This is a genomic window from Paraburkholderia sediminicola (assembly GCF_046026675.1).
In the GTDB taxonomy this organism is placed as follows: domain Bacteria; phylum Pseudomonadota; class Gammaproteobacteria; order Burkholderiales; family Burkholderiaceae; genus Paraburkholderia; species Paraburkholderia sediminicola_F.
Map to the genome: position 1 here is coordinate 2,351,220 of NZ_JAQQEY010000001.1, position 23,042 is coordinate 2,374,261.

Annotated in this window: 22 protein-coding genes; 12 read left to right on the plus strand and 10 right to left on the minus strand. The window is 63.7% G+C overall.

Translation table 11 applies throughout. The annotated features are described in order from the left end of the window. The first annotated feature begins 60 nt into the window (after positions 1 to 60). Positions 61 to 498 carry a PGDYG domain-containing protein gene (locus PQQ86_RS10245; protein WP_408266269.1) on the plus strand — a complete coding sequence of 146 codons (438 nt, stop codon included), beginning with the start codon at positions 61 to 63 and terminating at the stop codon, positions 496 to 498. 138 nt (positions 499 to 636) lie between these two features. On the opposite strand, the gene PQQ86_RS10250 is transcribed toward PQQ86_RS10245, so the two are convergent. The 8 genes from PQQ86_RS10250 to PQQ86_RS10285 form a co-directional block, all read right to left on the minus strand. After that, positions 637 to 1,005, minus strand: a complete 369-nt coding sequence (locus PQQ86_RS10250; RefSeq protein WP_097392865.1) for a DUF3022 domain-containing protein — start codon at positions 1,003 to 1,005, stop codon at positions 637 to 639. Between the two features lie 100 nt (positions 1,006 to 1,105). Then, positions 1,106 to 1,915 (minus strand): YhfC family intramembrane metalloprotease, encoded by an 810-nt coding sequence (locus tag PQQ86_RS10255; RefSeq protein WP_408266271.1) that lies wholly within the window; start codon positions 1,913 to 1,915, stop codon positions 1,106 to 1,108. A 60-nt stretch (positions 1,916 to 1,975) separates the two neighbouring features. Further along, entirely contained in the window at positions 1,976 to 3,109 is a 1,134-nt protein-coding gene (locus PQQ86_RS10260; RefSeq protein ID WP_408266273.1) for a LacI family DNA-binding transcriptional regulator, read from the minus strand. Then, the gene (locus PQQ86_RS10265; protein ID WP_408266275.1) at positions 3,106 to 4,071 is read right to left on the minus strand and encodes a 2-hydroxyacid dehydrogenase; all 966 of its coding nucleotides are present in this window, start codon (positions 4,069 to 4,071) and stop codon (positions 3,106 to 3,108) included. The genes PQQ86_RS10260 and PQQ86_RS10265 overlap by 4 nt, the downstream gene beginning before the upstream one ends. Before the next feature lie 4 nt (positions 4,072 to 4,075). After that, entirely contained in the window at positions 4,076 to 5,371 is a 1,296-nt protein-coding gene (locus tag PQQ86_RS10270; protein ID WP_408266277.1) for an MFS transporter, read from the minus strand. Between the two features lie 196 nt (positions 5,372 to 5,567). After that, the gene (locus PQQ86_RS10275; RefSeq protein WP_408266279.1) at positions 5,568 to 6,551 is read right to left on the minus strand and encodes a sugar kinase; all 984 of its coding nucleotides are present in this window, start codon (positions 6,549 to 6,551) and stop codon (positions 5,568 to 5,570) included. A gap of 156 nt (positions 6,552 to 6,707) precedes the next feature. Beyond that, positions 6,708 to 7,481 carry a sugar phosphate isomerase/epimerase family protein gene (locus tag PQQ86_RS10280; protein ID WP_408266281.1) on the minus strand — a complete coding sequence of 258 codons (774 nt, stop codon included), beginning with the start codon at positions 7,479 to 7,481 and terminating at the stop codon, positions 6,708 to 6,710. Positions 7,482 to 7,630: 149 nt separating this feature from the next. Next, positions 7,631 to 8,629, minus strand: coding sequence for a LysR family transcriptional regulator (locus PQQ86_RS10285; RefSeq protein WP_408266283.1), 999 nt, complete (start codon positions 8,627 to 8,629; stop codon positions 7,631 to 7,633). Positions 8,630 to 8,749: 120 nt separating this feature from the next. Between PQQ86_RS10285 and PQQ86_RS10290 the strand changes: the two genes are divergently transcribed. From PQQ86_RS10290 to PQQ86_RS10325, 8 genes are all read left to right on the plus strand, one after another. Then, positions 8,750 to 9,841 (plus strand): YeiH family protein, encoded by a 1,092-nt coding sequence (locus PQQ86_RS10290; RefSeq protein ID WP_408266285.1) that lies wholly within the window; start codon positions 8,750 to 8,752, stop codon positions 9,839 to 9,841. 145 nt (positions 9,842 to 9,986) lie between these two features. Next, positions 9,987 to 10,724, plus strand: a complete 738-nt coding sequence (locus PQQ86_RS10295) for a glutathione S-transferase (protein ID WP_408266287.1) — start codon at positions 9,987 to 9,989, stop codon at positions 10,722 to 10,724. A gap of 112 nt (positions 10,725 to 10,836) precedes the next feature. Beyond that, positions 10,837 to 12,570, plus strand: a complete 1,734-nt coding sequence (locus PQQ86_RS10300) for a ClcB-like voltage-gated chloride channel protein (protein ID WP_408266289.1) — start codon at positions 10,837 to 10,839, stop codon at positions 12,568 to 12,570. A 196-nt stretch (positions 12,571 to 12,766) separates the two neighbouring features. Then, on the plus strand, positions 12,767 to 14,104 hold the full coding sequence (locus PQQ86_RS10305) for a C45 family autoproteolytic acyltransferase/hydrolase (RefSeq protein WP_408266291.1): 1,338 nt from the start codon (positions 12,767 to 12,769) through the stop codon (positions 14,102 to 14,104). Positions 14,105 to 14,445: 341 nt separating this feature from the next. Then, complete coding sequence (locus tag PQQ86_RS10310; RefSeq protein ID WP_408202656.1) at positions 14,446 to 14,700, plus strand: hypothetical protein; 255 nt, start codon at positions 14,446 to 14,448, stop codon at positions 14,698 to 14,700. A gap of 22 nt (positions 14,701 to 14,722) precedes the next feature. Beyond that, positions 14,723 to 14,953: a DUF2795 domain-containing protein gene (locus tag PQQ86_RS10315; RefSeq protein WP_093644998.1), complete on the plus strand. Its 231-nt coding sequence runs from the start codon at positions 14,723 to 14,725 to the stop codon at positions 14,951 to 14,953. After that, positions 14,950 to 15,822: an AraC family transcriptional regulator gene (locus tag PQQ86_RS10320; RefSeq protein WP_408266294.1), complete on the plus strand. Its 873-nt coding sequence runs from the start codon at positions 14,950 to 14,952 to the stop codon at positions 15,820 to 15,822. Before PQQ86_RS10315 ends, PQQ86_RS10320 begins: the two co-directional genes overlap by 4 nt. Before the next feature lie 125 nt (positions 15,823 to 15,947). Continuing rightward, the gene (locus PQQ86_RS10325; protein ID WP_408266295.1) at positions 15,948 to 16,337 is read left to right on the plus strand and encodes a cupin domain-containing protein; all 390 of its coding nucleotides are present in this window, start codon (positions 15,948 to 15,950) and stop codon (positions 16,335 to 16,337) included. A gap of 16 nt (positions 16,338 to 16,353) precedes the next feature. Here the strand turns inward: PQQ86_RS10325 and gvmR are convergent, their stop codons facing one another. Beyond that, complete coding sequence (gene gvmR / locus PQQ86_RS10330) at positions 16,354 to 17,403, minus strand: transcriptional regulator GvmR (protein ID WP_408266297.1); 1,050 nt, start codon at positions 17,401 to 17,403, stop codon at positions 16,354 to 16,356. Positions 17,404 to 17,659: 256 nt separating this feature from the next. Here gvmR and PQQ86_RS10335 point away from each other — a divergent pair, with 256 nt between their 5' ends. Beyond that, positions 17,660 to 17,872: a hypothetical protein gene (locus PQQ86_RS10335; protein WP_097392880.1), complete on the plus strand. Its 213-nt coding sequence runs from the start codon at positions 17,660 to 17,662 to the stop codon at positions 17,870 to 17,872. Positions 17,873 to 17,905: 33 nt separating this feature from the next. Here PQQ86_RS10335 and PQQ86_RS10340 read toward each other — a convergent pair whose 3' ends face one another. Next, a complete protein-coding gene (locus PQQ86_RS10340) occupies positions 17,906 to 18,523 on the minus strand; it encodes a TetR/AcrR family transcriptional regulator (protein ID WP_408266300.1) in 618 nt (205 codons plus the stop codon). A 218-nt stretch (positions 18,524 to 18,741) separates the two neighbouring features. Here PQQ86_RS10340 and PQQ86_RS10345 point away from each other — a divergent pair, with 218 nt between their 5' ends. Both PQQ86_RS10345 and PQQ86_RS10350 read left to right on the plus strand, forming a co-directional pair. Then, complete coding sequence (locus PQQ86_RS10345; protein ID WP_408266301.1) at positions 18,742 to 19,923, plus strand: efflux RND transporter periplasmic adaptor subunit; 1,182 nt, start codon at positions 18,742 to 18,744, stop codon at positions 19,921 to 19,923. Then, positions 19,920 to 23,042, plus strand: a complete 3,123-nt coding sequence (locus PQQ86_RS10350; RefSeq protein WP_408266303.1) for an efflux RND transporter permease subunit — start codon at positions 19,920 to 19,922, stop codon at positions 23,040 to 23,042. The genes PQQ86_RS10345 and PQQ86_RS10350 overlap by 4 nt, the downstream gene beginning before the upstream one ends.

Consider the following 23,042-nt stretch of genomic DNA (forward strand, 5'->3'; position numbering starts at 1 on the left):
CGCAGCGTCGGGGCGCAAGGTCCCGGCCACGCAGTCCACATATCCACACCCACTCGCTTCATGACCGAACTCAAAAATCTCGATCTGAGTCAAGATGCCGACGCCCAGCGCGTCGTCAAAAACGAAACCGTGCACGTTGAATTCGCTACTGCCGAAGGCGAACTGATGAGCCTGGAAGGCCCGAACCGCTATGCTCGCGGCGATGCGCTGATCACCGGGTCGACCGGCGACCGCTGGGTCGTCTCGCGTGAACGTTTCGATGCCAAATACCTGCCGGAAGACACCGCCCTCGCTCACGGCGAACCGGGCGCATACCGAAACCGTCCCGCCGTCGTGCTGGCCAAACAGATGAAAGAAGCGTTTTCACTGGCCCGCTCGGCGAGCGGCGGCGACGTTCTGCACGGCGCGGCCGGCGACTGGATCATGCAGTACGCCCCCGGCGACTACGGCGTGGTGCAGGCCGCGCGCTTCGCGAAGGTCTATCGGCTCGCGGACTGAGTCACAGGCTGTGTCACAGGCAGTGACTCACAGGCTGTGACCCACTGCCGGTGAGTTGTGGCCGGCTGGGCCCGATAAGCCCAGCGGCACTCGGGCCCGCCTTCTATCCAACGGCCCGAGGGTCTTCAGTCAATCGCTTCAGGCAAACTCGTCGCCGAGATCCACCGTTACATCGCGCGGCACCGCCTCGCCGTTCGCGTACTGTTCTTCAAGCGAGCCAATGCTCGCTTCAACGTACGCCCGCAGCACGGCGAAACTCCGGCCTCTCAGCCGCGCCGGCAACGCGCGATAACGCGCCAATGCCGTCGGTGCGATCACCACGGTCATCACGATCCGGCGCGCGGTCGCACCGAAACGCATGGCAACCCAGTGAATCGCCAGTGTCGGCGTGCCGTCTTCGCCCGCGCGCTGGATGAACTGCGTCTGCTCGGGAAACAGGTCGCTGATAACGCGCGCCAATTCCTCGAACTCGGGATTCGCGCAGTCGTATTGGTAAGCTTCTTCCATGAAGTGTGCCGAAAGGATGAGCCTGAACGGTGTACCACAAGGGTACGCCGAAAGTTAGAGAATCACGGATGGCCGGCGTAACAAGCCGCTCACAAGGGGCTCACGCGGCAAGCGCCGGGCGGCGGAACGCTCTGAACAACAAGCCCACGACGATCAGCGCCCCTAGCGCGTACACACCGTCAACGGCAGCTAGCGGCACGAGTTGCGCCTGGAACAACGCAGCCGGCACGTCGACCAGCGCATGCAACGCAATCGCGAGCGGCAGGATGCCACGCCAGCCAGCCCGCACGCCACGCCACATCAACACCGACAAGCCGATCTGGAACACCAGCGCGGCCACCCGCTCGAGCGCGAAAATGCCGGCCGTCTGCGGCGTCAGGCTGGCGAGGATCAGATGGATGCGCATCACCGAGTCGGTCGGCAGATTGCTCAGATAGCCGTCCAGCTCGCCGCGGTTTTCGAAGATGGCGAACAGGATCCATTGAATCTGCACCAGCACACCGACGAGCCACGCTTCAGCGCCGCCGTGGCCCAGTCCATAGGTCAGCGCCGTGCCGTCGCCCGTGCCCGCAGTCGACTCGGACTTCGCTGCCGCACGCTTGAGCAGCAGCCGCATTCCGATGAACCGCCCCACTTCCTCGCAGATTCCCGCCGCCAGCGCGCCATACACCACGAAGGCTACTGGATTGGACAGGAAGGTGGCGGTCGCTTCGTTCCGATGCAGCACATAGTCATTCAGCGCGCGCTCGATCACCATCGCGAACAGCGCGAACACGGCGATGCCGGTGATCGCGTCGCGGGGGTTCAGCGCGAGCGGCCGGCGCAGACGGCGGTAGATCAGGAACGGTAAGGCCGCGATGAACAGCGTCGCGACGGCGAGGCTCGAGAGGGTAAGCGGTGCAACAACCATGGGTTTCCTTGCGATGACCGGCGCGCACCCGCTGCGCGCCGCAGCCCGAATGATCGCAGATCAGCGCGAAGTTGACGCGCGGACGATCAATTCGCCTGGCAAGAGGCAGTCGCGCGCGGTGGCCTGAACCCCTTCGATGCGCTCGTGGAGGAACTCGACCGCGCGATAGCCGATCTCGTAGGTCGGCTGGCGGATCGCGGTGATACCCGTCAATTCGGCCCATTCGGGATCGTCGATCGACAGCAGCGCGACGCGCGCCTGCCAATCCGCGCCGTAGCGCGCCTTCAGATGCAGCGCGAGACACAGTGCGACGGGCGCGTTGGCCGCGAACAAGGCGATGCGGCTGGCTTTGCCGCCGGTGCGAACTGTGACGCTGCTTGTCGCCTTGCCTGTCACGCTGGCTGCGGCGCCGTCAAGGCCGCCAGCCGCGTCAATTGCGCGATCCAGTTCGGCAAGGGCGCGCTCGACAGTTGCCGGCTCCGCAAGATTCAGCACCAGCGTATGCCCGCGCGCGCCGCCTTCGCTTTTACCGCCCGTCCCACCCACGCCGCTCATCACCTCGCGAAACGCCGCCTCGCGCAGTTGCCGCGAACTGACTTGCTCGAAGGGCTGCACGACGAACCAGATGTCATCGAACCCGTTGTCTAGCAGATGCCGCGTGCCGAGTTCGGCCGCCGCCCGGTTGTCCAACCCAACCATGTCGGCGACGAGCCCATCTACCGAACGGTCGACCAGCACCGCCGGAATCCCCCCACCGCCCACCGGCCGCAGGGTTTCCTCGCGCACGCCGAGCGCGTTGACGATCACGCCTTCCACGCGATACGTGGTCAGCAGTTGCAGATAGCGCCGCTCCATTTCGACTTCGTTGGCTGCGTGGCAGATCAGCGGCATCAACCCGAGCGCATGGCAAGCGGCTTCCACACCTTGCAGCACTTCGACGGAATACGGGTTGGTCAGGTCGGCGAGCAACATGCCGATCAGGCGGTTACGGCCACGCTTGAGGCCGCGCGCCATCTGGTTCGGCTGATAGTCGAGACGCTCGATGGCCGCCTCGATGCGCGCGCGCAATTCCGGCGACAGCACACTCATCTCGCCATTCAGATAGCGCGAGATGCTTGTCTTGCCCGTACCGGCTTCGCGAGCGACATCGGTGATGGTCGCGCGACGCGGGGCGGCAAGCGGCATCGTGCTCATTTCTTCAACACTTCGCGGTTGACGATGTTGGTCGCGAGCGTCCCGTCGAGCGCGGCGACGAGGTTTTCCGCCGCGTTAAACGCCATCGCGTGACGGGTCTCGTGCGTCGCCGAGCCGATGTGCGGCAGCGCGACCACGTTAGCCATTTTCAGCAACGGCGAATCGGCCGACAGCGGCTCGGTCTCGAACACGTCCAGACCCGCGCCGTGAATCGTGCCGTTTTGCAGGGCTTCGATCAGCGCCTGTTCATCGACCGTGGCGCCGCGCGACGCGTTAATCAGAATCGCGCTCTTCTTCATCGACTTGAATTCGGCCGCGCCGATCATGTGCTTCGTCTCGGGCGTGAGCGGCACTTGCAGGCAGACGAAGTCAGCGGCAGCGAGCAGTTCGGCCAACTCGACGCGGCGCGCGCCGTATGCCTGTTCCGCCTGCGCGTTCGCGCTGCGATTCGTGTACAGCACCTTCATATTGAAGCCCAGCGCCGCGCGCCGCGCGACCGCGCCACCGATCCGCCCCAGCCCAACGATGCCGAGCGTCTTGCCCTGCACGTCGACACCGAAATGCGTGGGCCCGATGCTTTGCTTCCACTCGCCCGCCCTCACCCAATCCGCGAGCTCGACCACGCGCCGCGCCGACGCGAGGATCAGCGAGAACACCGTATCCGCCGTGGACTCGGTCAGCACGTCCGGCGTGTGCGCGAGCACGATGCCGCGGCGCGTGAGATCGGCAACATCGAACTGGTCGAAGCCCACCGAGATAGTCGACAACGCCTTCAGCCGGCTCGCGCCTTCGAGCATCGCCGGCGTGATTTTCACGCTCGAACCGATGCCGCCGTCCACGTCCTTCAATGCGGCGACGAACGTGTCGTGCTGCGCAGGATCGACCTGCACGACTTCCGCATGCCGTTGCAGATAGACGAGCACATCCTCAGGCAGCGACTTCCAGGCGACGATCTTCTTCATCAGCTTATTTTCCTTGCAACGGTGTGGCGAGCGTGGCGCCCTTGGTTTGCGGCTGTGCTTGCGCCTGCGGTTTGACGATCAACGTCAGAATCACCGCGGCGATCAGCGCCACGCTCATGAACGCATAGGATGCCGCGGGTGAACCGGTCGCGCCGTTCAGATAGCCGACCACGTACGAACCGACAAACGAACCGAGCGCACCCATGCTATTGATCAGCGCCATTGCGCCGCCTGCGACGTTTTTCGGCAGCAATTCCGGCACGATCGCGAAGAACGGCCCATACGGCGCATACATCGCGCCGCCGGCAATCACCAGCAACGCGTACGAAATCCAGAAGTGCGTGGAGCCGAGCGCGTACGACGCGGCGAACGCCACCGCGCCGACCAGCAGGAACGGCCACACGAACACTTTGCGGCGGTTGAGTTTATCCGATGCCCACGACGCCGCAAGCATGGCGATCGTTGCGGCCAGATACGGCAGCGCCGAGAGCCAGCCGGTTTCGACCATGCCGAGCGTCGAGCCGTTCTTCAGAATCGACGGCAGCCACAACACGAAACCATACACACCGATGCTCCAGCAGAAATATTGCGCGCACAGCTTGATCACGGCGGGCGTACGGAACGCCTCGCTGTAGTTGCGCATCGGCTTGATCGCGGCCTGTTCGGCGCGCAAGGTTTCGGCGAGATCGTCCTTCTGTTGCTGCGTGAGCCACGATACCTGCTGCGGCTTGTCCTGCACGATGAACCACCAGCACACGGCCCAGAGAATCGCCGGTGCGCCTTCGGCGATAAACATGTGGCGCCAGCCGAACGAATGCACCAGATAGCCGGATACCACCGACATCCACAGCACCGTCACCGGATTGCCGAGGATCAGGAAGGTGTTGGCGCGGGAGCGCTCGCTCTTCGTGAACCAGTTGCTGATGAAAATCAGCATCGCCGGCATCACCGCGGCCTCGACCACGCCGAGCACGAAGCGGATCACCATCAGCGAGGGGATATTGCTGACCATGCCGGTCAGCGCCGCGCACCCGCCCCATAGGATCAGGCTCCAGAACACGAGCTTTTTCACGCTGCGGCGTTCCGCGTAAATCGCGCCGGGAATCTGGAAGAAGAAGTAACCGAGGAAGAACAACGCGCCGATCAGCGACGACAAGCCCTTACTGATACCGAGATCCTGATTGATGCCGGCGGCCGATGCGAAACCGAAGTTCGCGCGGTCGAGATAAGCGAGGCTGTACGTGATGAATACGATCGGCATGATCGTCCACCAACGGCGAATCGCAAGCGATGAAGTCATGGAAGTCTCCTTTGTCGACCAGAGTTAGCGCTTTAGCGCTTACTCTGGTCCCATGCAAGAAAGTTGCTAACGGCTTCCCGAAGCAATGATGGGCGGTCATGGGGCGCCGTTCGAGCGCTCTTGCTGTTATCGAGCCAGCTAATACCGAATCTGGCTAAGTGCGCCGAATGGGGCACGGTGCGCGGCTCATCCGCGCTCAAGCCGCGGTTGCGATGTGCGGCACGTCGGCACGTTCGAGCGCGTCGAGTTCGGCGCGGCTCGGCAGGCCTTCCGAATCACCGATCACCTGGACCGCCAGGGCGCCGATGCGGTTGCCGCGCGCGACCGCTTGCGGCAGCGTCCTGCCTTCGAGCAGCGCACTGACCACGCCGACGGCGAAACCATCGCCCGCGCCGACCGTGTCCACCACCTTCGCGACCGGCTGACCGGCGATCACGGCGGCATCGTCGGCGGTGCGGAAGTACGCGCCTTCTGCGCCGAGCTTGATGATCACGCCACGCGCGCCCCGGTCGAGATAAAACCTGGCGATGTCGTCCGGCCGCGTGTAGCCAGTCAGAATCTCGCCTTCGCCGATGCCGGGCAGCACCCAATCAGCCAATGCGGCGAGCGCATTCAAGCCTTCGACCATGGCGGCGCGCGAGGGCCATAGCGTTGGGCGCAGATTCGGGTCGAACGAAATGGTCTTGCCTGCGGCACGCATTTCCCGCGCCAGATGGAAAGCGAGTTCACACGAGGTCGCCGAGATGGCCGGCGCGACGCCCGTCAGGTGAAGATGACGCGCGGGCAGCACGTAATCGGCCACGTAGTCAGCCAACGACAGATGGCTCGCCGCCGACCCTTTGCGGAAGTATTCGATGGCCGGATCGCTGCCGTCGTCGTTCTTCGACTTCAGCTGGAAACCGGTCGGGTAGCGCTCGTCGGTGGCCACGCAGCGCTGGTCGATGCCTTCTTTCGTCAGCGTGTCGCGCACGTACTGGCCGAACGAATCGTTGCCGACGCGGCTCATCCAGCCCACCTTGAAACCAAGGCGTGACAGACCGATTGCCACATTCAGATCGGCGCCTGCGACGCGCTTGGTAAATTGCCCGACACCGGCGAGTGCTCCGGTTTCGGCGGCCACGAACATGGCCATCGCTTCGCCGTAGGTGATGACGTCGAGTGCTGCGCTTGTATTGCTCATGCTTCGCTCCTGCGTGTTCCCGCGTGTTCCAGTTTGCTACCTGTTTTTTGCGTCCGCTGCTTTGCTTGCGCTTCTCTGCATGCTTCCGCCCGTACCGCGTGCACGTCTCCACACGCGTTTTTGGCGGGCATTTTTTGGGTACCGCTCTCTCAGGTCCTACGCGGCGGCCAGCCATGCGACGTAATGCGCCGCGTCCGCATCGATACGGTTTGCATCGAACGGAAATTCAATGCCGCGCGGCACGTGGCGCGGCAGCTTGTCGAGCACCGCGGCGAACTGCGTGTCGCCGGCGGCGGGCGCGGCGGGAAAGCGTCGAGCGCCCTCGCCCACCGTCGTCTTGCAATGGATGTATTCGACATGCACAGCCAGCGGACCAGCGGCATCGAGCGGCGCGACATCGCGCCAGGCCCAGTTGCCGATGTCGAAAGTCATGCCAAGCAGACCGGCGTGGCCTTCACGCTCCAACGCGTCGAACAGGCCGGTGAATTGCGCGAGCGAACCGCCTTCAGCCAGTTGACCGTTTTCGACGACGAGCCGCACATCCGCGCAGCGCATGTAGTCGGCGATCACTGCGGCGTTAGCCTCGAAGCCAAATCCGCCGAGTTGCAGCTTTACGAAGCGCGCGCCCAGCGCGATCGCTTCTTCAATCGAGACGCGCAGTGCGTCGGCGTCGAGCCTGCCATCCGTCGTGTACAGCGACGCGGGCGTCGAGTAGACCGACCACAACCCGAGGGCCGCAATCTCCTTGCCGAGCGCGCGCAACGCCTGCGGCGCGGCATCGGCTTCGTCCGCGAACAGTTCGCGACGCACTTCGAAGCCCGTGGCGCCGGCCTGTTTGCTCGCGTCGGCCCACTTCAGATGACCGTGCGTGCGAACCGCGTCCATCCCGAATGCGCTTGCGACGATCACCACGTCCACTGCGTCAGTCATGTCGAATTTACTCAAACCTGTCTCAGGATCGGCATTTGGAACCGGTTCCAAACACGTTTCTAAAAAAAGCGCCGAGGCGCTTGCGATGCCCGAATAGTGCGCCGGGCGAGGTGTCACGCACCATAGTGGAAATCCCCAGGAAACCTCGATCAGGGCCCATCCGCAAGGCACAACGCGAGGAACTGCTCAACCACTCGTGACGGCGCACTCGCATGCGGCACCAGAATCGACAGCCGCCGTGTCAGCGGCTCCGGGCTCAATGAGAACAGGCACAGCGCGCCGTCCTCATGCCGCATCGACATCGCCGAGACGAAACCGATGCCCATGCCCGCCCGCACCGCCTCCTTGACGCCTTCGACCCCGGCAATCTCCAGCGCCACGCGCATCGGCACGCCCGCCCGGGCAAAGGCCCGCTCGACGATCTGCCGCACGCCCGACCCGGCCTCGCGCAACACCAGCGGATGCGGACCGAGCGCCGCCAACTCCACCCGCCCGCCGTTGATGGCCGCTCCGGCCTCTACCGCTCCTGACACTCCGCCCCCATCCACCCTGGCTGCCGCGACAGCCCTACCCGCGCCGCCCGCCTGCGCCTGCGCCTGCGCCTGCGCCTGCGCCACCGCCAGCGGATGCGTGCGCGGCATGATCGCGACGATTTCATCCTCGCGCCACGCGTGCACCGCGGTGTCCGGCGGCAGATCCGAGCCAACCGGACCTTCGATCATCGCGATATCCACTGAGCCCAGCGCGCCGACGATCTCCGTCGTGTTGCCATCGGCGGTATGCAGCGTCACGTCCGGGTAGTGGCGATGAAAGTCGGCGATCAGGTACGGCAGCAGATAGCTCGCCGGCGTGGTGCTTGCGCCGATGCGCAGGGTGCCCTGCTCGAGCCCGCGCAACGCGTCGCGATACGCATGCGCCTGCCGCCATGTATCGCGCAGGCGGGACGCATAGCTGGCGAGCTGCTCGCCGGCGGGTGTCAGGCGCACGCCGCGCCCGTCGCGCAGGTAAAGCGGCTCGCCGAATTCGTCCTGCAACTGGCGCAATTGTCCGGATACGGCCGGCTGCGATAGATGCAGCGCCACAGCCGCCCGGCTGATATTGCGATGCTCGGCGACGGCGGCGAACGTTATAAGTTGGTCCGGGGTCATGACGGTCAAAGTATCCGCGAAGCTGATACTTTACATCCTAAATCACGATTTTTCATATCGATATATCTAATTTAGGATTGGGCCTATCGAATCAAGACAGTCATAGAAAGGCGCTACGCCATGTCCACCGCTCATCTCACCGCTTCCGCCGCACCTGCCGGGTCATCCACCCGCGGCCAACTCAACGGCATTCTGTTCGTTGCGCTGTTCGCCGCAGCCGTGACCCGCGTCGCTTCGATCCCGGCCATCGCCGGCCTGGGTCTGAGCCCGCTGATCGTCGGCATCGTGGCCGGCGCCATTTACGGCAACGCACTGCGCGACGGCATGCCCGAGAGCTGGGCGGCCGGCGTCAACTTTTCAGCGCGCAAACTCCTGCGCATCGCCGTGGCGTTTTTTGGGCTGCGCGTCAGCCTGCAGGAAATCGCCCAGGTCGGCTTGCCCGGTCTCGCCGAATCGGTGCTGATCGTCGTGAGCACGCTGGTGATCGGCACGTGGGCCGGCATGAAGATCATGAAACTCGACCGCGACACGGCGCTGCTGACGGCCGCGGGCAGCGCGATCTGCGGCGCGGCGGCCGTGCTCGCGTTCGAGTCGACGCTGCAATCCAAGCCGCATAAGAGCGCGATGGCGGTGGGCAGCGTCGTGCTGTTCGGCACCCTCTCGATGTTCCTTTACCCGGTGCTGTTCAAGGCGGGCTGGCTGCATCTCGACACGGTTGGCGCGGGTCTGTTCTTCGGCGGCACGATTCACGAAGTGGCGCAGGTGGTCGGCGCGGCCAGCAACGTGAGCCCGGAAGCGACCCACATCGCGACCATCGTCAAGATGACCCGTGTGATGCTGCTGGTGCCGGTGCTGCTGGTCGTCGGCATGTGGGTGAACCGCCCGGCACGCAACGCGGCCGCCTCCACAACGGCCGAAGACGGTAAGCAACACGCCCCGCGCAAGCTGGCGATTCCCTGGTTCGCGCTCGGCTTCCTCGCCTTCGTCGTGATCAACTCGCTGCACGTTCTGCCGGAAAGCACGACCAGCACGCTGAACATGCTCGACACCTTCGCGCTCACCATGGCCATGACCGCGCTCGGTATCGAAACCCGTGTCGCGCAGATCCGTCAGGCCGGCCCCCGCGCATTGACCACCGGTTTCATCCTGTATGTGTGGTTGATTGCCGGCGGACTGGGTATCACGTGGACCGTCCAGCACCTGCTCGGCTAAGCTGCCCCCGCCTCTTCGCCAACCCCGCCGCGTGCGGGGTTTTGTGCGTTCAGGAGAACCATCCGTCACCCATGCGCGGCATACTGGTTGCTAACGTTATCCGTTCACGCAAACCCGTTCATGCAACCGGAATGAGGACTGATCGATGAGCCTGGAACTTTACTATTGGGACGGCCTGCAAGGCCGTGGCGAATTCGTGCGGCTGGCCCTGGAAGAAGCCGGCGCAGACTACGTGGAAGTGGCGCGCGGCGAACCGTCCGACGGCCTCGGCACAAACGCGATGATGGCGATCATGAAGAGCAAGGACGAGCCCTATCCGCCGTTCGCCCCACCGTTTCTCAAGGACGGCGATCTGGTGATCGCGCAGACCGCCAACATCCTGTTCTACCTCGGTCCGAAGCTCAATCTCGCGCCATCGGCCGAAAGCCTGCGCTATGTCGCCAACGGACTGCAACTGACGATCGCCGACATGGTGACCGAAGCGCACGACACGCATCATCCGCTCGCCAGCGCGTTGTATTACGAAGACCAGAAAGACGCCGCCAAAGTGCGCGCGCACGACTTCATCGACCACCGGATTCCGAAGTTCATGAAGTACTTCGAGCGCGTGCTGAAACAGAACCCGGCTGGCGACACGTTCATGGTCGGCGACGCGCTCACTTACGTCGACCTGTCGATGTTCCAGCTGATCGACGGCCTGCTATACGCGTTTCCACGCGCGCTCAAGCGTTTTGGCGAACACTATCCGCGCCTCGCGGCCTTGCACGACGCGGTGATCGAGCGGCCGAACATCGCCGCTTATCTGCAGTCCGACCGGCGCATCGCGCACAACGAAGCCTGCATCTTCCGGCACTACCCGGAACTCGACAAGGCGGCGACTTGATCCACGCCGTGCTCCTTCGCGACCCTTGCGCATCGCGCCCGCTTCCGCCAGCGGGCGCGATGCTGTTACCGTACGCGCATTCCATCCACCTATCACGCCCTCTCCTGCCGACGTGCTTTCATTCCTGCTGAAGCTGCGCACCCGCGCCCAAACCCTGTTCCGTCTCTCCGACGCCCATACGATGCTGGTCTGGTCGGTGGTGGTCGGCGTCGCGGGCGCGTTCGCGACGATTGCCTTTCGCGAAGGCATCGCGTTGCTGCAACTGGCGGCGGTCGGCAAGTCCGGCAGTTTCGTCGAAATGGCGCGCAGCTTGCCGTGGACGGTGCGCGTGTGGCTGCCCGCCGCCGGTGGCCTGATCGCCGGCCTCTTTCTGCTGGTCGCGCAGCGTCACGTCGACAAGTGCAATCACATCGACTACATGGAAGCCGTCGCGATCGGCGACGGCGTGGTGCCGGTCAAACTGAGCTTCTGGCGCAGCGTGTCGTCGCTGTTCACGATTTCAAGCGGCGGCTCGATCGGCCGCGAAGGTCCGATGGTGCAACTGGCGGCGCTGGCCGCGTCGTTGATCGGCCGCTGGGTGCATCTGGATCCGCCGCGTCTGCGCCTGCTCGTCGCGTGCGGCGCGGCAGCCGGGATTACCTCGGCGTACAGTGCGCCGATTGCCGGCGCGTTTTTCGTCACCGAGATCGTGCTCGGCTCGATCGTGATGGAAAGCTTCGGCCCCGTGGTGGTTTCGGCGGTGGTCGCCAACATCACGATGCGCGAGTTCACCAGCTACAAACCGCCGTACGAAATGCCGGTGTTTCCGCCGGTGGCGGGCGCCGAAGTCCTGCTCTTCGTCGCGCTCGGGCTGCTGTGCGGTGCAGCCGCGCCACAGTTCCTGCGGCTGATGGACTTCTCGAAAGCAAGCTTTCGCAAACTGCCCGTGCCGTTGCCCATCCGGCTGGCGCTAGGCGGTCTGGTCGTCGGCATTCTGTCGGTGTGGACGCCCGAGGTGTGGGGCAACGGCTACAGCGTCGTCAACTCCATTCTGCATTCGCCGTGGACGTGGACCGCGCTCGTCCTTGTGCTGGTGTTCAAGATCGTTGCGACCTCTGCGACCGTGGGTTCGGGCGCGATCGGCGGGGTATTCACGCCGACACTCTTCGTCGGCGCGGTGGTCGGCTCGCTGTTCGGTCTGGGCATGCACGCGTTGTGGCCGCACGGCACCTCGGCGCCGTTCGCCTATGCGATGGTCGGCATGGGCGCGTTTCTGGCCGGCGCCACGCAGGCACCGCTGATGGCGATCCTGATGATCTTCGAAATGACGCTCAGCTATCAGGTGGTGCTGCCGCTGATGCTGTCGTGCGTGGTCGCGTACTTCGTGTCGCGCGCGATCGGCAAGACGTCGATGTACGAAATCACGCTGCGCCGCAATCAGGAGGAACAGGAGCGCACCCGTCTGCGCGCCACGCAGATGCGCGAACTGATCCGTCCCGCCGAAACCGTCGTACCGCCGAACGCGACCGTGCAGGATATGACGCGCGTGTTCCTCGAATATCCGGTGAAGTATCTGTACGTTGCCAACGAGTCCGGCGCGTTTCTCGGCGTGGTCGCGCTCAAGGACATCACCTCCGATCTGCTCGACAAGCGCGACACCTCCGCAAAAACCGCCGCGGATTATCTGCAGCCGCATTTCGATGTGCTCACGCCGGATATGCCGCTCGGGGTTGCGTTGCAGCACTTCATGGCGTTCCAGGGGGAGCGGCTGCCGGTGGTTGAAAGCACCGCGGATCCGAAGCTGGCGGGCGTGGTGTACAAGACTTCGCTGCTCGATGCGTACTTCCGCATGAATCCGACGCGCTGAGGCCGGACTTCGGGCACTGAATCGCTGAATCGTTTCCGAACCCGCGCAGCATTGCGCGGCGCCTCACCCACGCCGCATCACCCGTGCAAAGCGCGGCAGATTCTCTACAATGAGAAAATCGCTGCAGCGCTTGCGAGCAGCGCGCGTTACGCCAAGACGGGCGCACCGAGACGCCCGCCCTTCGATCGGAGCGAAGATGAGCGAACCGTCCCTCGATGCCGTCCGCCGTGACCAGGCCGGCTGGATCTTTCTGCATATCGCAGGTGAGCCGTACGATCGCGGCGAGCAGCACGGCCAGTTGCTCGCCACTGAAATCCAGAACGCGATCCGCACCGCCCGCTACCTGGCGAAATGGGATACCGGCGAAGACTTCGATACCTTCGTCGACGCCGCCGTATCCCAGTTCGCCAACAAACTCGACACCGAATTCGCCGACGAAATCCAGGGCATTGCCGACGGCGCGAAGCTGCCGTTCGCCGAAGTGCTGGCATGGAACGGCTACATGGATCTGCTGCAAAGCTGGTGGCCGAGCCACGCGGCGACGCAGAAACCGCAGCTCGGCCTGAAACCGTGGCGCGGACGCCGCGGCCATCACTGCAGCGCGTTCATTGCCACCGGCAACGCCACCCGCGACGGCCGCATCGTGATGGCGCACAACTCGTGGGACCGCTACGCCGCGGGCGACGCGTTCAACGTCGTGTTCGACATCGTGCCCGATCGCGGCAATCGCATCCTGATGCAGGGCCTGCCGGGCTGCATCTCCAGCCTCACCGATTTCTGGGTCACCGAAGCCGGCCTGATGGTCACCGAAACCACCATCTCCAACTTTGTCGGCTACAACGCAGCGGGTGCGCCGGAGTTCTATCGCTCGCGGCGCGCGTCGCAGTACGCCAACAATATCGGCGAATGGTGCGAGATGTTCGCGGTTGCCAACAACGGCGGCTATGCGAACAGTTGGCTGCTCGGTGACACCAAGACCGGCGAGATCGCGCGCTACGAACTGGGGCTGCACTATTCCGGGTTCGAGAGTACGAAAGACGGCTTCTATAGCGGTTACAACACCGCGACCGATCTGAAGATCCGCAACCAGGAGTGCATCGGCGAAGGCGAAGACTATACGGACGTGCGCAAGAACGGCGCGCGCCGTTTGCGCTTCATGCAGCTCGAAGAAATGCATCACGGCAAGATCGACGTCGAACTCGCGAAAGAGATGATCGCCGACCATCACGACGTCTATCTCGACCGCAACGACAACCCCTGCTCGCGCACCATCTGCGGGCATCTGGAACTGGACGACGCGCGCTTCGGCGGTTCCGATCAAGGGCCGTTCAATCCGTGGGGCGCCAATGACGGCAAAGTGGTCGACAGCGAGATGGCGCGCACGATGGCATTCACCGCGCGCTGGGGACACCCGTGCGGCCGGCCGTTCGACGCCCAGGCGTTCATGAAGCGCCACCCACAGTGGAACTGGCTCAACGGCTATATGCGCGACCGGCCGTCGTGGCCGTGGACACGGTTCGACGTGCTACGCTAGAAGCTGGAAGCTCGCTCCTGGCGGTCGCTGAACCGTTGGCCCGGACCGTTACCAGGCAGATTGGGCTCGCACGCGGACTCGCGCATCAGCCGCTACCGCATCGCAACATAAACGCAGCACGACCGTTCGCGACTGCACCGCCTTTTTCCTGCCATCATGTGAAATCTACAATCAGGTTTTGTCTCATTTGCGCGCGCGTCGCAGCCGTTTGCCATCTAAGATGGTAGATGCACGCCGCCGCCTGTATCAACGCCGCGTGTAGGTTGCGCCGTCTTTACGACGCGGGGACGGCACAACGCTTGCTCAACTGTCAGCGCCGCATGAGCTTAGGAGGTCGGGCGATGAAAACCTCGACACTGTTGACCATGGTGACGCTGTCAGCCTCGTGTTTTGCCGCGCCGGTTCATACCGCGCTGGACAGCACAGCCGCCAATAGCCTTGCCGAACGCGCCAACGCCGCACCGGTCGCTCCCGCGGCACCGGACGTCGCTGCCACGGACGGCAATCGTCCGCAACAATGGCAACACATTGCGCTGCCCAAGTCGCGGCATCTGGAGCGAAGCTTCACGGGCCAGAACGAGCACCTGCAGACGTGAAAACAGCACCTTTGGAGCGCGCATGACCGCATCGGCTATTCCCGGCGAATCGATTGATCTGCAGATCGCCGACGTTCTGCGCGAAGTCCGTTTCCCGACCTACAAGGACGCGCTAGTCGACGCCGCGCGTGAAGCCGGCGCGAGCAACGAAGTCGTGTCGATGCTCGACGGTTTGCCGGAGCAGGACTATGCCGACGTGGCGTCGGTCACACGTCTCGTCGGCGGCAACTACGGGCCGGGTCTTGGGGCATGAGCGGAAAGCAGGTCTTGCCGCCGAGTTCGCTTTCGTCCGATCCGAAGCCCGCTGCCGACTGGATCCATCGCTCGCCGCATTCGGGCGGCACGAGCGGCATCGAGCGAATCGAAGCCTTCTTTCATCATGCCGGCTATGCCATACACCGGCACGATACCTATGCGATCGGCCGCACGCTTGCAGGCGTGCAGAGCTTCCGCTATCGCGGCAGCACACGTAACAGCTTGCCCGGCGGCACGATGGTGCTGCATCCCGATGAACCGCACGACGGCCAGGCCGGCACCCGTGACGGCTTTCACTACCGGATGATCTATGTCGACCCGGCGCTGTTTCAGCAGGCGCTCGGTGGCAAGCCGCTGCCGTTCATAGAAGGCGGACTCTCGAACGACCCACGTCTGTTTGCGGCGACCGAGAGCCTGCTGCGCACGATGGATCTGGCGATCGATTCGCTCGAACAGGACGACGCGCTCTACGAACTGGCGATCGCGCTCGACGCCGTGGCAGGGGGTGCGGCGACGCGCCGTCCGGTGGATTACCTCGCGGCCGAACGGGCGCGCGAGTACATGCTTGGTTCGCTCGATAGCGCAGTGACACTTGACGAGCTGGCGGCAGCCGCCGGCCGCGACCGTTGGAGTTTGTCGCGGGATTTTCGTGCGCTGTTCGGCACGAGTCCGCATCGCTATCTGACCATGCGCCGGCTCGATCTCGTGCGCCGCCTCGCGATTCAGGGCGTGTCGCTCGCCGATGCATCGGCGGCGGCCGGCTTTACCGACCAGAGTCATATGACGCGGCACTTCAAGCGCGCGTGGGGCGTTGCGCCGGCGCATTGGCTCAAGATGCTGGGCCCCTCGACGCGCGGCACACGTTAAGCGACAACTCGACGGATATCCCATCGCCCATCGCCCGGCGGCCGCGCGCACAAACGTACAAGACCCGATAGCGCCTCCCGCCCTACGCTCCTGCCTGACACCTACCCCTGAGGAGGAGCACCGCGATGTCTACCCATCAAACGACTCAACAGCCTTACCGCGCCATCAATTTCGCTGAGAAGCTGCAGCTCTTCAGCGACCAGTGGCAAGCGCGCGTGGTCGCGGAAATGAACGACTACCAGTTCAAGCTGGTGCGCATCGAAGGGGATTTTGTCTGGCACGAACATGCCGATACAGACGAAACGTTTATCGTGCTCGACGGGCAGTTGCGCATCGACATGCGCGATGGCTCCGTGCTGCTTTCGGCAGGAGAAATGTTCGTGGTGCCCAAAGGCACGGAACACAAACCGTATGCCGAACGCGAGGTCAAGTTGCTGCTGATCGAACCGCGCGGCGTGAAGAACACCGGCGAAGAAAGCAACGAACGCACCGCCGCGAACGACGTGTGGATCTAGGCTTACCGCGGACTCGTCAAAGCGGCGACGAGGCTACGATGCGCGCGCGTGAAACCGGGAGCGTCGGCCGTGTCGCCTCGCCCGGCAACGCGGACACCGGCAGGTCGTCCGCATAAACCGGCGAGCCGGCAACGGCACGCCGCGGCATCCTGGCCCGTGGATCGCGCGCGTGCTCTTCGGTTCGCTGGAAATGCGCGACGAGATGATCGATAAAGGTACGCACTTTCGCCGGCAAATGAAGGCGGCTTGGATAGGCGATCGTAATTTCGATTTGCGGCAGACGGTAATCGCCGAGCAACGGCACAAGGCGCCCGGACGCCAGGTCGCGGCCGATCAGGTAGCTCGGCAAAATCGCCACGCCCATCCCCAGCAAGGCGAACTGCCTCAGCATCTCGGTGTTGTTCGCCGCAATTGCGTTGGTGGGTCTCACACGGACTTCACCCTGCGGTCCGGTAAACACCTTTTCGTCGCCGCCCTGCTCCGAAGGCCGGCTCAGACACGGATGCTTCAGCAGATCCTCGGGACGGGTCGGCGTGCCGTGCTGCTCCAGATAGGCGGGCGTCGCGCAAACCGTCATATAGCCGGTGGTCAATCGCCGCGTGACAATGCTCGCGCTGCGCATCTGCCGCGCGACCATAATGCCGACGTCGAATCCCTCCTCCACCAGATCGACGTGGCGATCCGCCAGCGTGACATCAGGCATGACTTCCGGATAACGCTCGGCGTAAGACTGCACCACCGGCGCGAGGCTATGCAGCCCGAACACCACCGGCGCGACGATGCGCAGGGTCCCGACCGGTTCGTGATTGCGCGCCACCACCATCTGCTCAACGCCTTCCAGGTCGTCGAGAATATGGCGCACGCGTTCCAGATAAGTCGTGCCGGATTCGGTCAGCGAGAGACGGCGCGTCGTGCGATTGAGCAGCCGGGTACCAAGGCGCGCTTCCAGATCCGCGACGTGGCGCGTGACGACAGCAGTGGAAAGATCCAGCGCGCCGGCCGCGCGGACGAAACTGCCAAGGTCGGCCACCTTGACGAATACGCGCATCGACTGCAATTGATTCATGGGACGACTCCTGCCTCGGTAAAGCCGGGCCGGCGCAATGTTGCCGCCTGTGTCGACCCGCGCGACAAGGCGCGCGCGGATTTGCCCAACGATTCGATTGTATCGACCCGATCATGTCCCAACCCTGACCTGAACATGACAATCCGGTCAGGTTCCTGAGGCGCTCGCGACACTATTGCGAGACTTATTGCGGATATTTGGTAGGTATAAACCCTTAGATGCTGGTAACATAGCGCCCGAAAGGAAATCAATCGCTATGCCACATCGTTTTCAGCTTTTCGAAAAAATCGCGTTTTCACTGGTTTGCTGGTCCGCGGCGGCCTGTTCGGCCTTCATCGCTTACGAGCGGTGCCCGGAAATCAAGGTTGCCTTGCATGTCGGTGAAGAAGTCCTGCGCTACAGCGGGCAGTATTCGTTCGTCTGCGCCACGCCGGTTGCGGACGCCTGCGCGCAGTTGCCGGCGAGCTGATCCGCCGGCATTCGTATTACGCGGGCATGCGCATTACGCGTCGCGCCCGAACACCACGCGCGCGAAAAATCCCGCCAGCACTGTTTCAGCCATCTCCGACGACACGTTCTGCGGATCGACCGCATAAAAGAACTGCACGCCGTCGCACAACCCCATCAAGCCCATCGCGAGTGTCTCCGCCGGCAACGGCAGCGGCGTGCCGACCCGCGTCGAAAACTCGCGGATGTACGCGCTCAACTGTTCAAGCTTTTCGTGCAGGAACGCGTTAAAGCGTATGCGGAAGCGGCCGTCGCGCACGGCCAGCAGCTTCGCCTCCACCCACAGCAGGAAGCATTTGTTCTCGCGATGCAGGTTGCTGTAGTAGCGCAGCACGCGCTCCTCCATTTCCTCGCGCGAAGTCGCGTTTTCGAAAATGGCATGCAACCCCATCTGCATGGTTTCGTGGTCGCGCCGCAGTAGTTCGAGGAACAACTCGTTCTTGCTGCGGAAGTTCGAATAGAACGCGCCGCGTGTATAACCCGCCGCCCCGGCGATGTCTTCGACACTCGCCGCGACAAAGCCTTTCTTCATAAAAATTGCTTGCGCAGCGTCGAGCAGGCGCTGGCGCGTCTGGTCTTTGCTCTGCTCGCGTGTAAGTCGTTGCCGTTTCATGGGCGCAAGTCTAGCACCGAAAAGAATTCCAATTCACATCAACATTCAAATACAGGTGTGTATTAGAATGCAACCAATCATTCGAAGTCAGACGCGTATGCTGATTGCATGTTTCGGCCGCGGGTCTTTGCTGGCGGGCCACTGCGGCTTGCCGTGTTCGTTCGCCGTCTCCAGTTGGGGTAATTGTGAAGCGTCCCGGATCTCCCGCATCGTCTGTGATGCGCCAGCAGTTCCATCGGCATGCCCGTTCCGCGCACTTGCGCCGCGCAGCATTCGCCCTCGCTCTCGCCGGTATCGTCACGCTCGCTGCGTGCTCGAAGAAAGAAGTTGCCGCACCCGCACCGCGTCCGGTTGTCGCCGTCGCCGTGCATGCGGACGGCAGCGCGGCGGCCGCGGCATCGTTGCCCGGCGAAGTGCAGGCGCGCTATTCCACCCCGCTATCGTTTCGCGTCGGCGGCAAAATCATCGAGCGGCGCGTGCGGTTGGGCGACGTAGTGAAGAACGGGCAGATCGTCGCCCGGCTCGATCCGGCGGATGCGCAAAAGAATGCCGCCAGCGCGCAAGCTCAACTCGAAGCCGCGCAACACAGTCTCGTGTACGCGAAGCAGCAACTCGATCGCGACCAGGCACAGGCGAAAGAAAACCTGATCGCGCCCGCTCAGCTCGAACAGACCACCAACGCGTACGCGTCCGCCGCCGCGCAGCGCGACCAGGCCGCGCAGCAGGCGGCGCTGTCGAAAGACCAGTTGCAATACACCACGCTCAGTGCCGATCACGCCGGCGTGATCACTGCCGAACAGGCCGACACCGGCCAGAATGTGTCTGCGGGGCAAGCCGTCTATAACCTTGCATGGAGCGGCGATGTCGACGTGGTCTGCGACGTGCCGGAAAGCGCGCTCGCCGCGCTCTCGGTCGGGCAGACCGCGCAGGTCACGCTGGCCGCGCTGCCGGGCCGCAGCTTCAAGGCGCGTGTGCGCGAACTGTCGCCCGCCGCCGATCCGCAAAGCCGCACTTACCGCGCCAAGCTCACGCTCGACAATCCCGGCCCGGACGTACGCCTCGGCATGACCGCCGACATCGCGCTCGCCGCGCCGTCGCCCTCGGACTCATCTGCCAACGCATCTGCCAACTCCCCGGCGAGCCAGAACAATTCCTTCACCGTGCCCGCCACCGCCCTGTTCCACGACGGCATGCAGCCTGCAGTGTGGGTCGTACGCGCCACGGACAACGCGTTGGAACTGCGCCGCGTGACAGTCACGCGTTATAACGAACGCACGATCGTGATCGGCCAGGGGCTCAAGGACGGTGAGCGCGTCGTACTGCAAGGCGTGCACACAGTGACCGCCGGCGAAAAAGTCCACGTGATTCCGCCGCTGCATCCCGAGGACTTCGCTTCATGAGCACCACGCATGAAGAAGGACGCTTCAACCTGTCCGCATGGGCGCTGCGCCATCAGGCGCTGGTCGTTTTCCTGATCGCGCTCGCTACCGCATTCGGCGTCCTCGCCTATACCCGGCTCGCACAATCCGAAGACCCGCCCTTCACGTTCCGCGTGATGGTAATCCGCACCTTCTGGCCCGGTGCGACCGCGCGCCAGGTGCAGGAACAGGTGACCGACCGCATCGGCCGGAAATTGCAGGAGACGCCCGCCATCGATTTCGTGCGCAGCTACTCGCGCCCCGGCGAATCGCTGATGTTCTTCTCGATGAAAGACTCGGCGCCGGTCAAGGACGTGCCCGAAACCTGGTATCAGGTGCGCAAGAAAGTCGGCGATATCGCGGCGACCTTGCCACCTGGCATTCAGGGTCCGTTCTTCAACGACGAATTCGGCGACGTCTACACCAACATCTGGACGCTTGAGGGCGACGGCTTTTCCGCCGCACAACTGCACGATTACGCGGACCAGTTGCGCACGGTGCTGCTGCGTGTGCCGGGTGTCGGCAAGGTCGATTATTTCGGCGATCCGGACCAGCACATCTACATCGAGATCGCCAACACGCAACTCACGCGCCTTGGCATCTCGCCGCAGCAACTCGGCCAGGCCATCAATTCGCAGAACAGCGTCTCGCCGGCAGGCACGCTGACCACCACAGACGACCGCGTGTTCGTGCGCCCCACCGGCCAGTTCAAGGACGTCAATGCGCTCGCCGATACGCTGATCCGCATCAACAACCGCTCGTTCCGTCTTGGCGACATCGCGACCATCAAGCGCGGCTACGACGATCCGGTCGCCACGCAAATGCGCGCCGGCGGCAAGGAAGTACTCGGCATCGGCGTAACGATGCAGCCGGGCGGCGATGTGATTCGCCTGGGCAAGGCGCTCGATCAGCAGATGGTCACGCTGCGGGCCTACCTGCCCGCCGGTTTGCACCTGGTCGAAGTGTCGAGCATGCCGAACGCAGTGGCGCGTTCGGTCGACGATTTTCTCGAAGCCGTCGCCGAGGCGATTGCGATCGTGCTGGTGGTCAGCCTGCTGTCGCTGGGCGTGCGCACCGGCATGGTGGTCGTGATCTCGATACCTGTCGTGCTCGCCGTCACGGCGCTGTGCATGTATCTGTTCGACATCGGACTGCACAAGGTGTCGCTGGGCACGCTGGTGCTCGCTTTGGGGCTATTGGTCGACGACGCGATCATCGCAGTCGAGATGATGTCGGTGAAGCTGGAGCAAGGCTGGTCCCGCACGCGCGCTGCTGCCTATGCATACACGAGCACCGCTTTTCCGATGCTGACCGGGACGCTCGTGACTGTCTCCGGCTTCCTGCCGATTGCCCTCGCCAAGTCCAGTACCGGCGAATACACGCGCTCGATTTTCGAAGTGTCGGCAATCGCGCTGATTGCGTCGTGGCTCGCTGCTGTTGTGCTGATTCCATTGCTCGGCTATCACATGCTGCCCGAGCGCAAACGTCAGGCACACGAAGCGGAAGATCACGAACACGACATCTACGACACGCGGTTTTACAAGCGCCTGCGTGGCTGGATCGGCTGGTGCATCGAACGGCGTTTCGTCGTGCTGGCGATCACCGTCGTACTGTTCATTCTGGCCATGGCAGGCTTCGCGCTAGTGCCGCAGCAGTTCTTCCCGAGCTCCGACCGCCCCGAGTTGCTGGTGGATGTGCGCTTGCCCGAAGGCGCGTCGTTCGAAGCGACATTGCGCCAGGCAGAGCGGCTCGAAAAAGCGCTGGTGGGCCGTCCGGAAATCGATCATACGGTGAACTTTGTCGGCACCGGTGCGCCGCGTTTCTATCTGCCGCTCGATCAGCAATTGCCGCAGCCTAATTTCGCGCAGTTCGTGATAACGGCGAAATCCGTGAAAGATCGCGAGAAGCTCGCGCAATGGCTCGAACCGGAATTGCGCAACAACTTTCCGGCGATCCGCACACGCCTGTCGCGCCTGGAAAATGGTCCGCCGGTCGGCTATCCCGTGCAGTTCCGCGTGAGCGGCGACGATATCGCCACCGTGCGTTCGATCGCCGAGCGCGTCGCCGCGACCATGCGCGCCGACCGCGGCACCAGCAACGTCCAGTTCGACTGGGACGAGCCCGCCGAGCGCTCGGTGCGCTTTGAAGTCGATCAGAAGAAGGCACGCGAACTCGGCGTGACCTCCGAAGACATTTCGAGCTTCCTCGCGATGACGCTGTCCGGCTATACCGTCACGCAGTATCGCGAGCGCGACAAACTGATCAGCGTCGATCTGCGCGCCCCCAAAGCGGAACGCGTCGACCCCGCGAAGCTCGTCACGCTGGCGATGCCGACGCCGAACGGCCCGGTGCCACTCGGCACGCTCGGTCATCTGCGCAACGACCTCGAATACGGCGTGATCTGGGAACGCGACCGGCAACCCACCATCACCGTGCAGTCCGACGTCGCGCCTGGCGCGCAAGGGATCGACGTCACGCATGCCGTCGATAAAGCCCTCAGCCAGATTCGCAGCACGCTGCCGGTCGGCTACCGGATCGAGATCGGCGGCTCGGTCGAGGAAAGCGGCAAGGGGCAGACGTCGATCAACGCACAGATGCCGATCATGATCATCGCCGTATTGGTGCTCCTGATGGTCCAGTTGCAGAGTTTCGCGCGCGTGCTGATGGTGGTGCTGACTGCGCCGCTCGGCCTGATCGGCGTGGTGTTGACGCTGCTGCTGTTCGGCCAGCCGTTCGGCTTCGTCGCGATGTTGGGAGTGATCGCCATGTTCGGCATCATCATGCGCAACTCGGTGATTCTGGTCGATCAGATCGAGCAGGACATTGCCGCGGGCCATAAGCGCTTCGACGCGATCGTCGGCGCGACGGTGCGGCGCTTCCGGCCGATCACGCTGACCGCGGCCGCCGCCGTACTCGCGCTGATTCCGCTGTTGCGCTCGAACTTCTTCGGCCCGATGGCGACCGCGCTGATGGGCGGCATTACGAGCGCGACCATCCTCACGCTGTTCTATCTGCCGGCCCTGTACGCCACATCGTTCAGAGTGCGCACCGACGAGCGCGAGCCGCCGGCGCCGTCCGCCACGACGCATTCGGGGAACTGA

Bases quoted from the DNA above. Each gene is read 5' to 3' on its own strand.
- PQQ86_RS10245 (WP_408266269.1), top strand. From the start codon at position 61: ATGACCGAACTCAAAAATCTCGATCTGAGTCAAGATGCCGACGCCCAG.
- PQQ86_RS10250 (WP_097392865.1), bottom strand. From the start codon at position 1,005: ATGGAAGAAGCTTACCAATACGACTGCGCGAATCCCGAGTTCGAGGAA.
- PQQ86_RS10255 (WP_408266271.1), bottom strand. From the start codon at position 1,915: ATGGTTGTTGCACCGCTTACCCTCTCGAGCCTCGCCGTCGCGACGCTG.
- PQQ86_RS10260 (WP_408266273.1), bottom strand. From the start codon at position 3,109: ATGAGCACGATGCCGCTTGCCGCCCCGCGTCGCGCGACCATCACCGAT.
- PQQ86_RS10265 (WP_408266275.1), bottom strand. From the start codon at position 4,071: ATGAAGAAGATCGTCGCCTGGAAGTCGCTGCCTGAGGATGTGCTCGTC.
- PQQ86_RS10270 (WP_408266277.1), bottom strand. From the start codon at position 5,371: ATGACTTCATCGCTTGCGATTCGCCGTTGGTGGACGATCATGCCGATC.
- PQQ86_RS10275 (WP_408266279.1), bottom strand. From the start codon at position 6,551: ATGAGCAATACAAGCGCAGCACTCGACGTCATCACCTACGGCGAAGCG.
- PQQ86_RS10280 (WP_408266281.1), bottom strand. From the start codon at position 7,481: ATGACTGACGCAGTGGACGTGGTGATCGTCGCAAGCGCATTCGGGATG.
- PQQ86_RS10285 (WP_408266283.1), bottom strand. From the start codon at position 8,629: ATGACCCCGGACCAACTTATAACGTTCGCCGCCGTCGCCGAGCATCGC.
- PQQ86_RS10290 (WP_408266285.1), top strand. From the start codon at position 8,750: ATGTCCACCGCTCATCTCACCGCTTCCGCCGCACCTGCCGGGTCATCC.
- PQQ86_RS10295 (WP_408266287.1), top strand. From the start codon at position 9,987: ATGAGCCTGGAACTTTACTATTGGGACGGCCTGCAAGGCCGTGGCGAA.
- PQQ86_RS10305 (WP_408266291.1), top strand. From the start codon at position 12,767: ATGAGCGAACCGTCCCTCGATGCCGTCCGCCGTGACCAGGCCGGCTGG.
- PQQ86_RS10310 (WP_408202656.1), top strand. From the start codon at position 14,446: ATGAAAACCTCGACACTGTTGACCATGGTGACGCTGTCAGCCTCGTGT.
- PQQ86_RS10315 (WP_093644998.1), top strand. From the start codon at position 14,723: ATGACCGCATCGGCTATTCCCGGCGAATCGATTGATCTGCAGATCGCC.
- PQQ86_RS10320 (WP_408266294.1), top strand. From the start codon at position 14,950: ATGAGCGGAAAGCAGGTCTTGCCGCCGAGTTCGCTTTCGTCCGATCCG.
- PQQ86_RS10325 (WP_408266295.1), top strand. From the start codon at position 15,948: ATGTCTACCCATCAAACGACTCAACAGCCTTACCGCGCCATCAATTTC.
- gvmR (WP_408266297.1), bottom strand. From the start codon at position 17,403: ATGAATCAATTGCAGTCGATGCGCGTATTCGTCAAGGTGGCCGACCTT.
- PQQ86_RS10335 (WP_097392880.1), top strand. From the start codon at position 17,660: ATGCCACATCGTTTTCAGCTTTTCGAAAAAATCGCGTTTTCACTGGTT.
- PQQ86_RS10340 (WP_408266300.1), bottom strand. From the start codon at position 18,523: ATGAAACGGCAACGACTTACACGCGAGCAGAGCAAAGACCAGACGCGC.
- PQQ86_RS10345 (WP_408266301.1), top strand. From the start codon at position 18,742: ATGCGCCAGCAGTTCCATCGGCATGCCCGTTCCGCGCACTTGCGCCGC.
- PQQ86_RS10350 (WP_408266303.1), top strand. From the start codon at position 19,920: ATGAGCACCACGCATGAAGAAGGACGCTTCAACCTGTCCGCATGGGCG.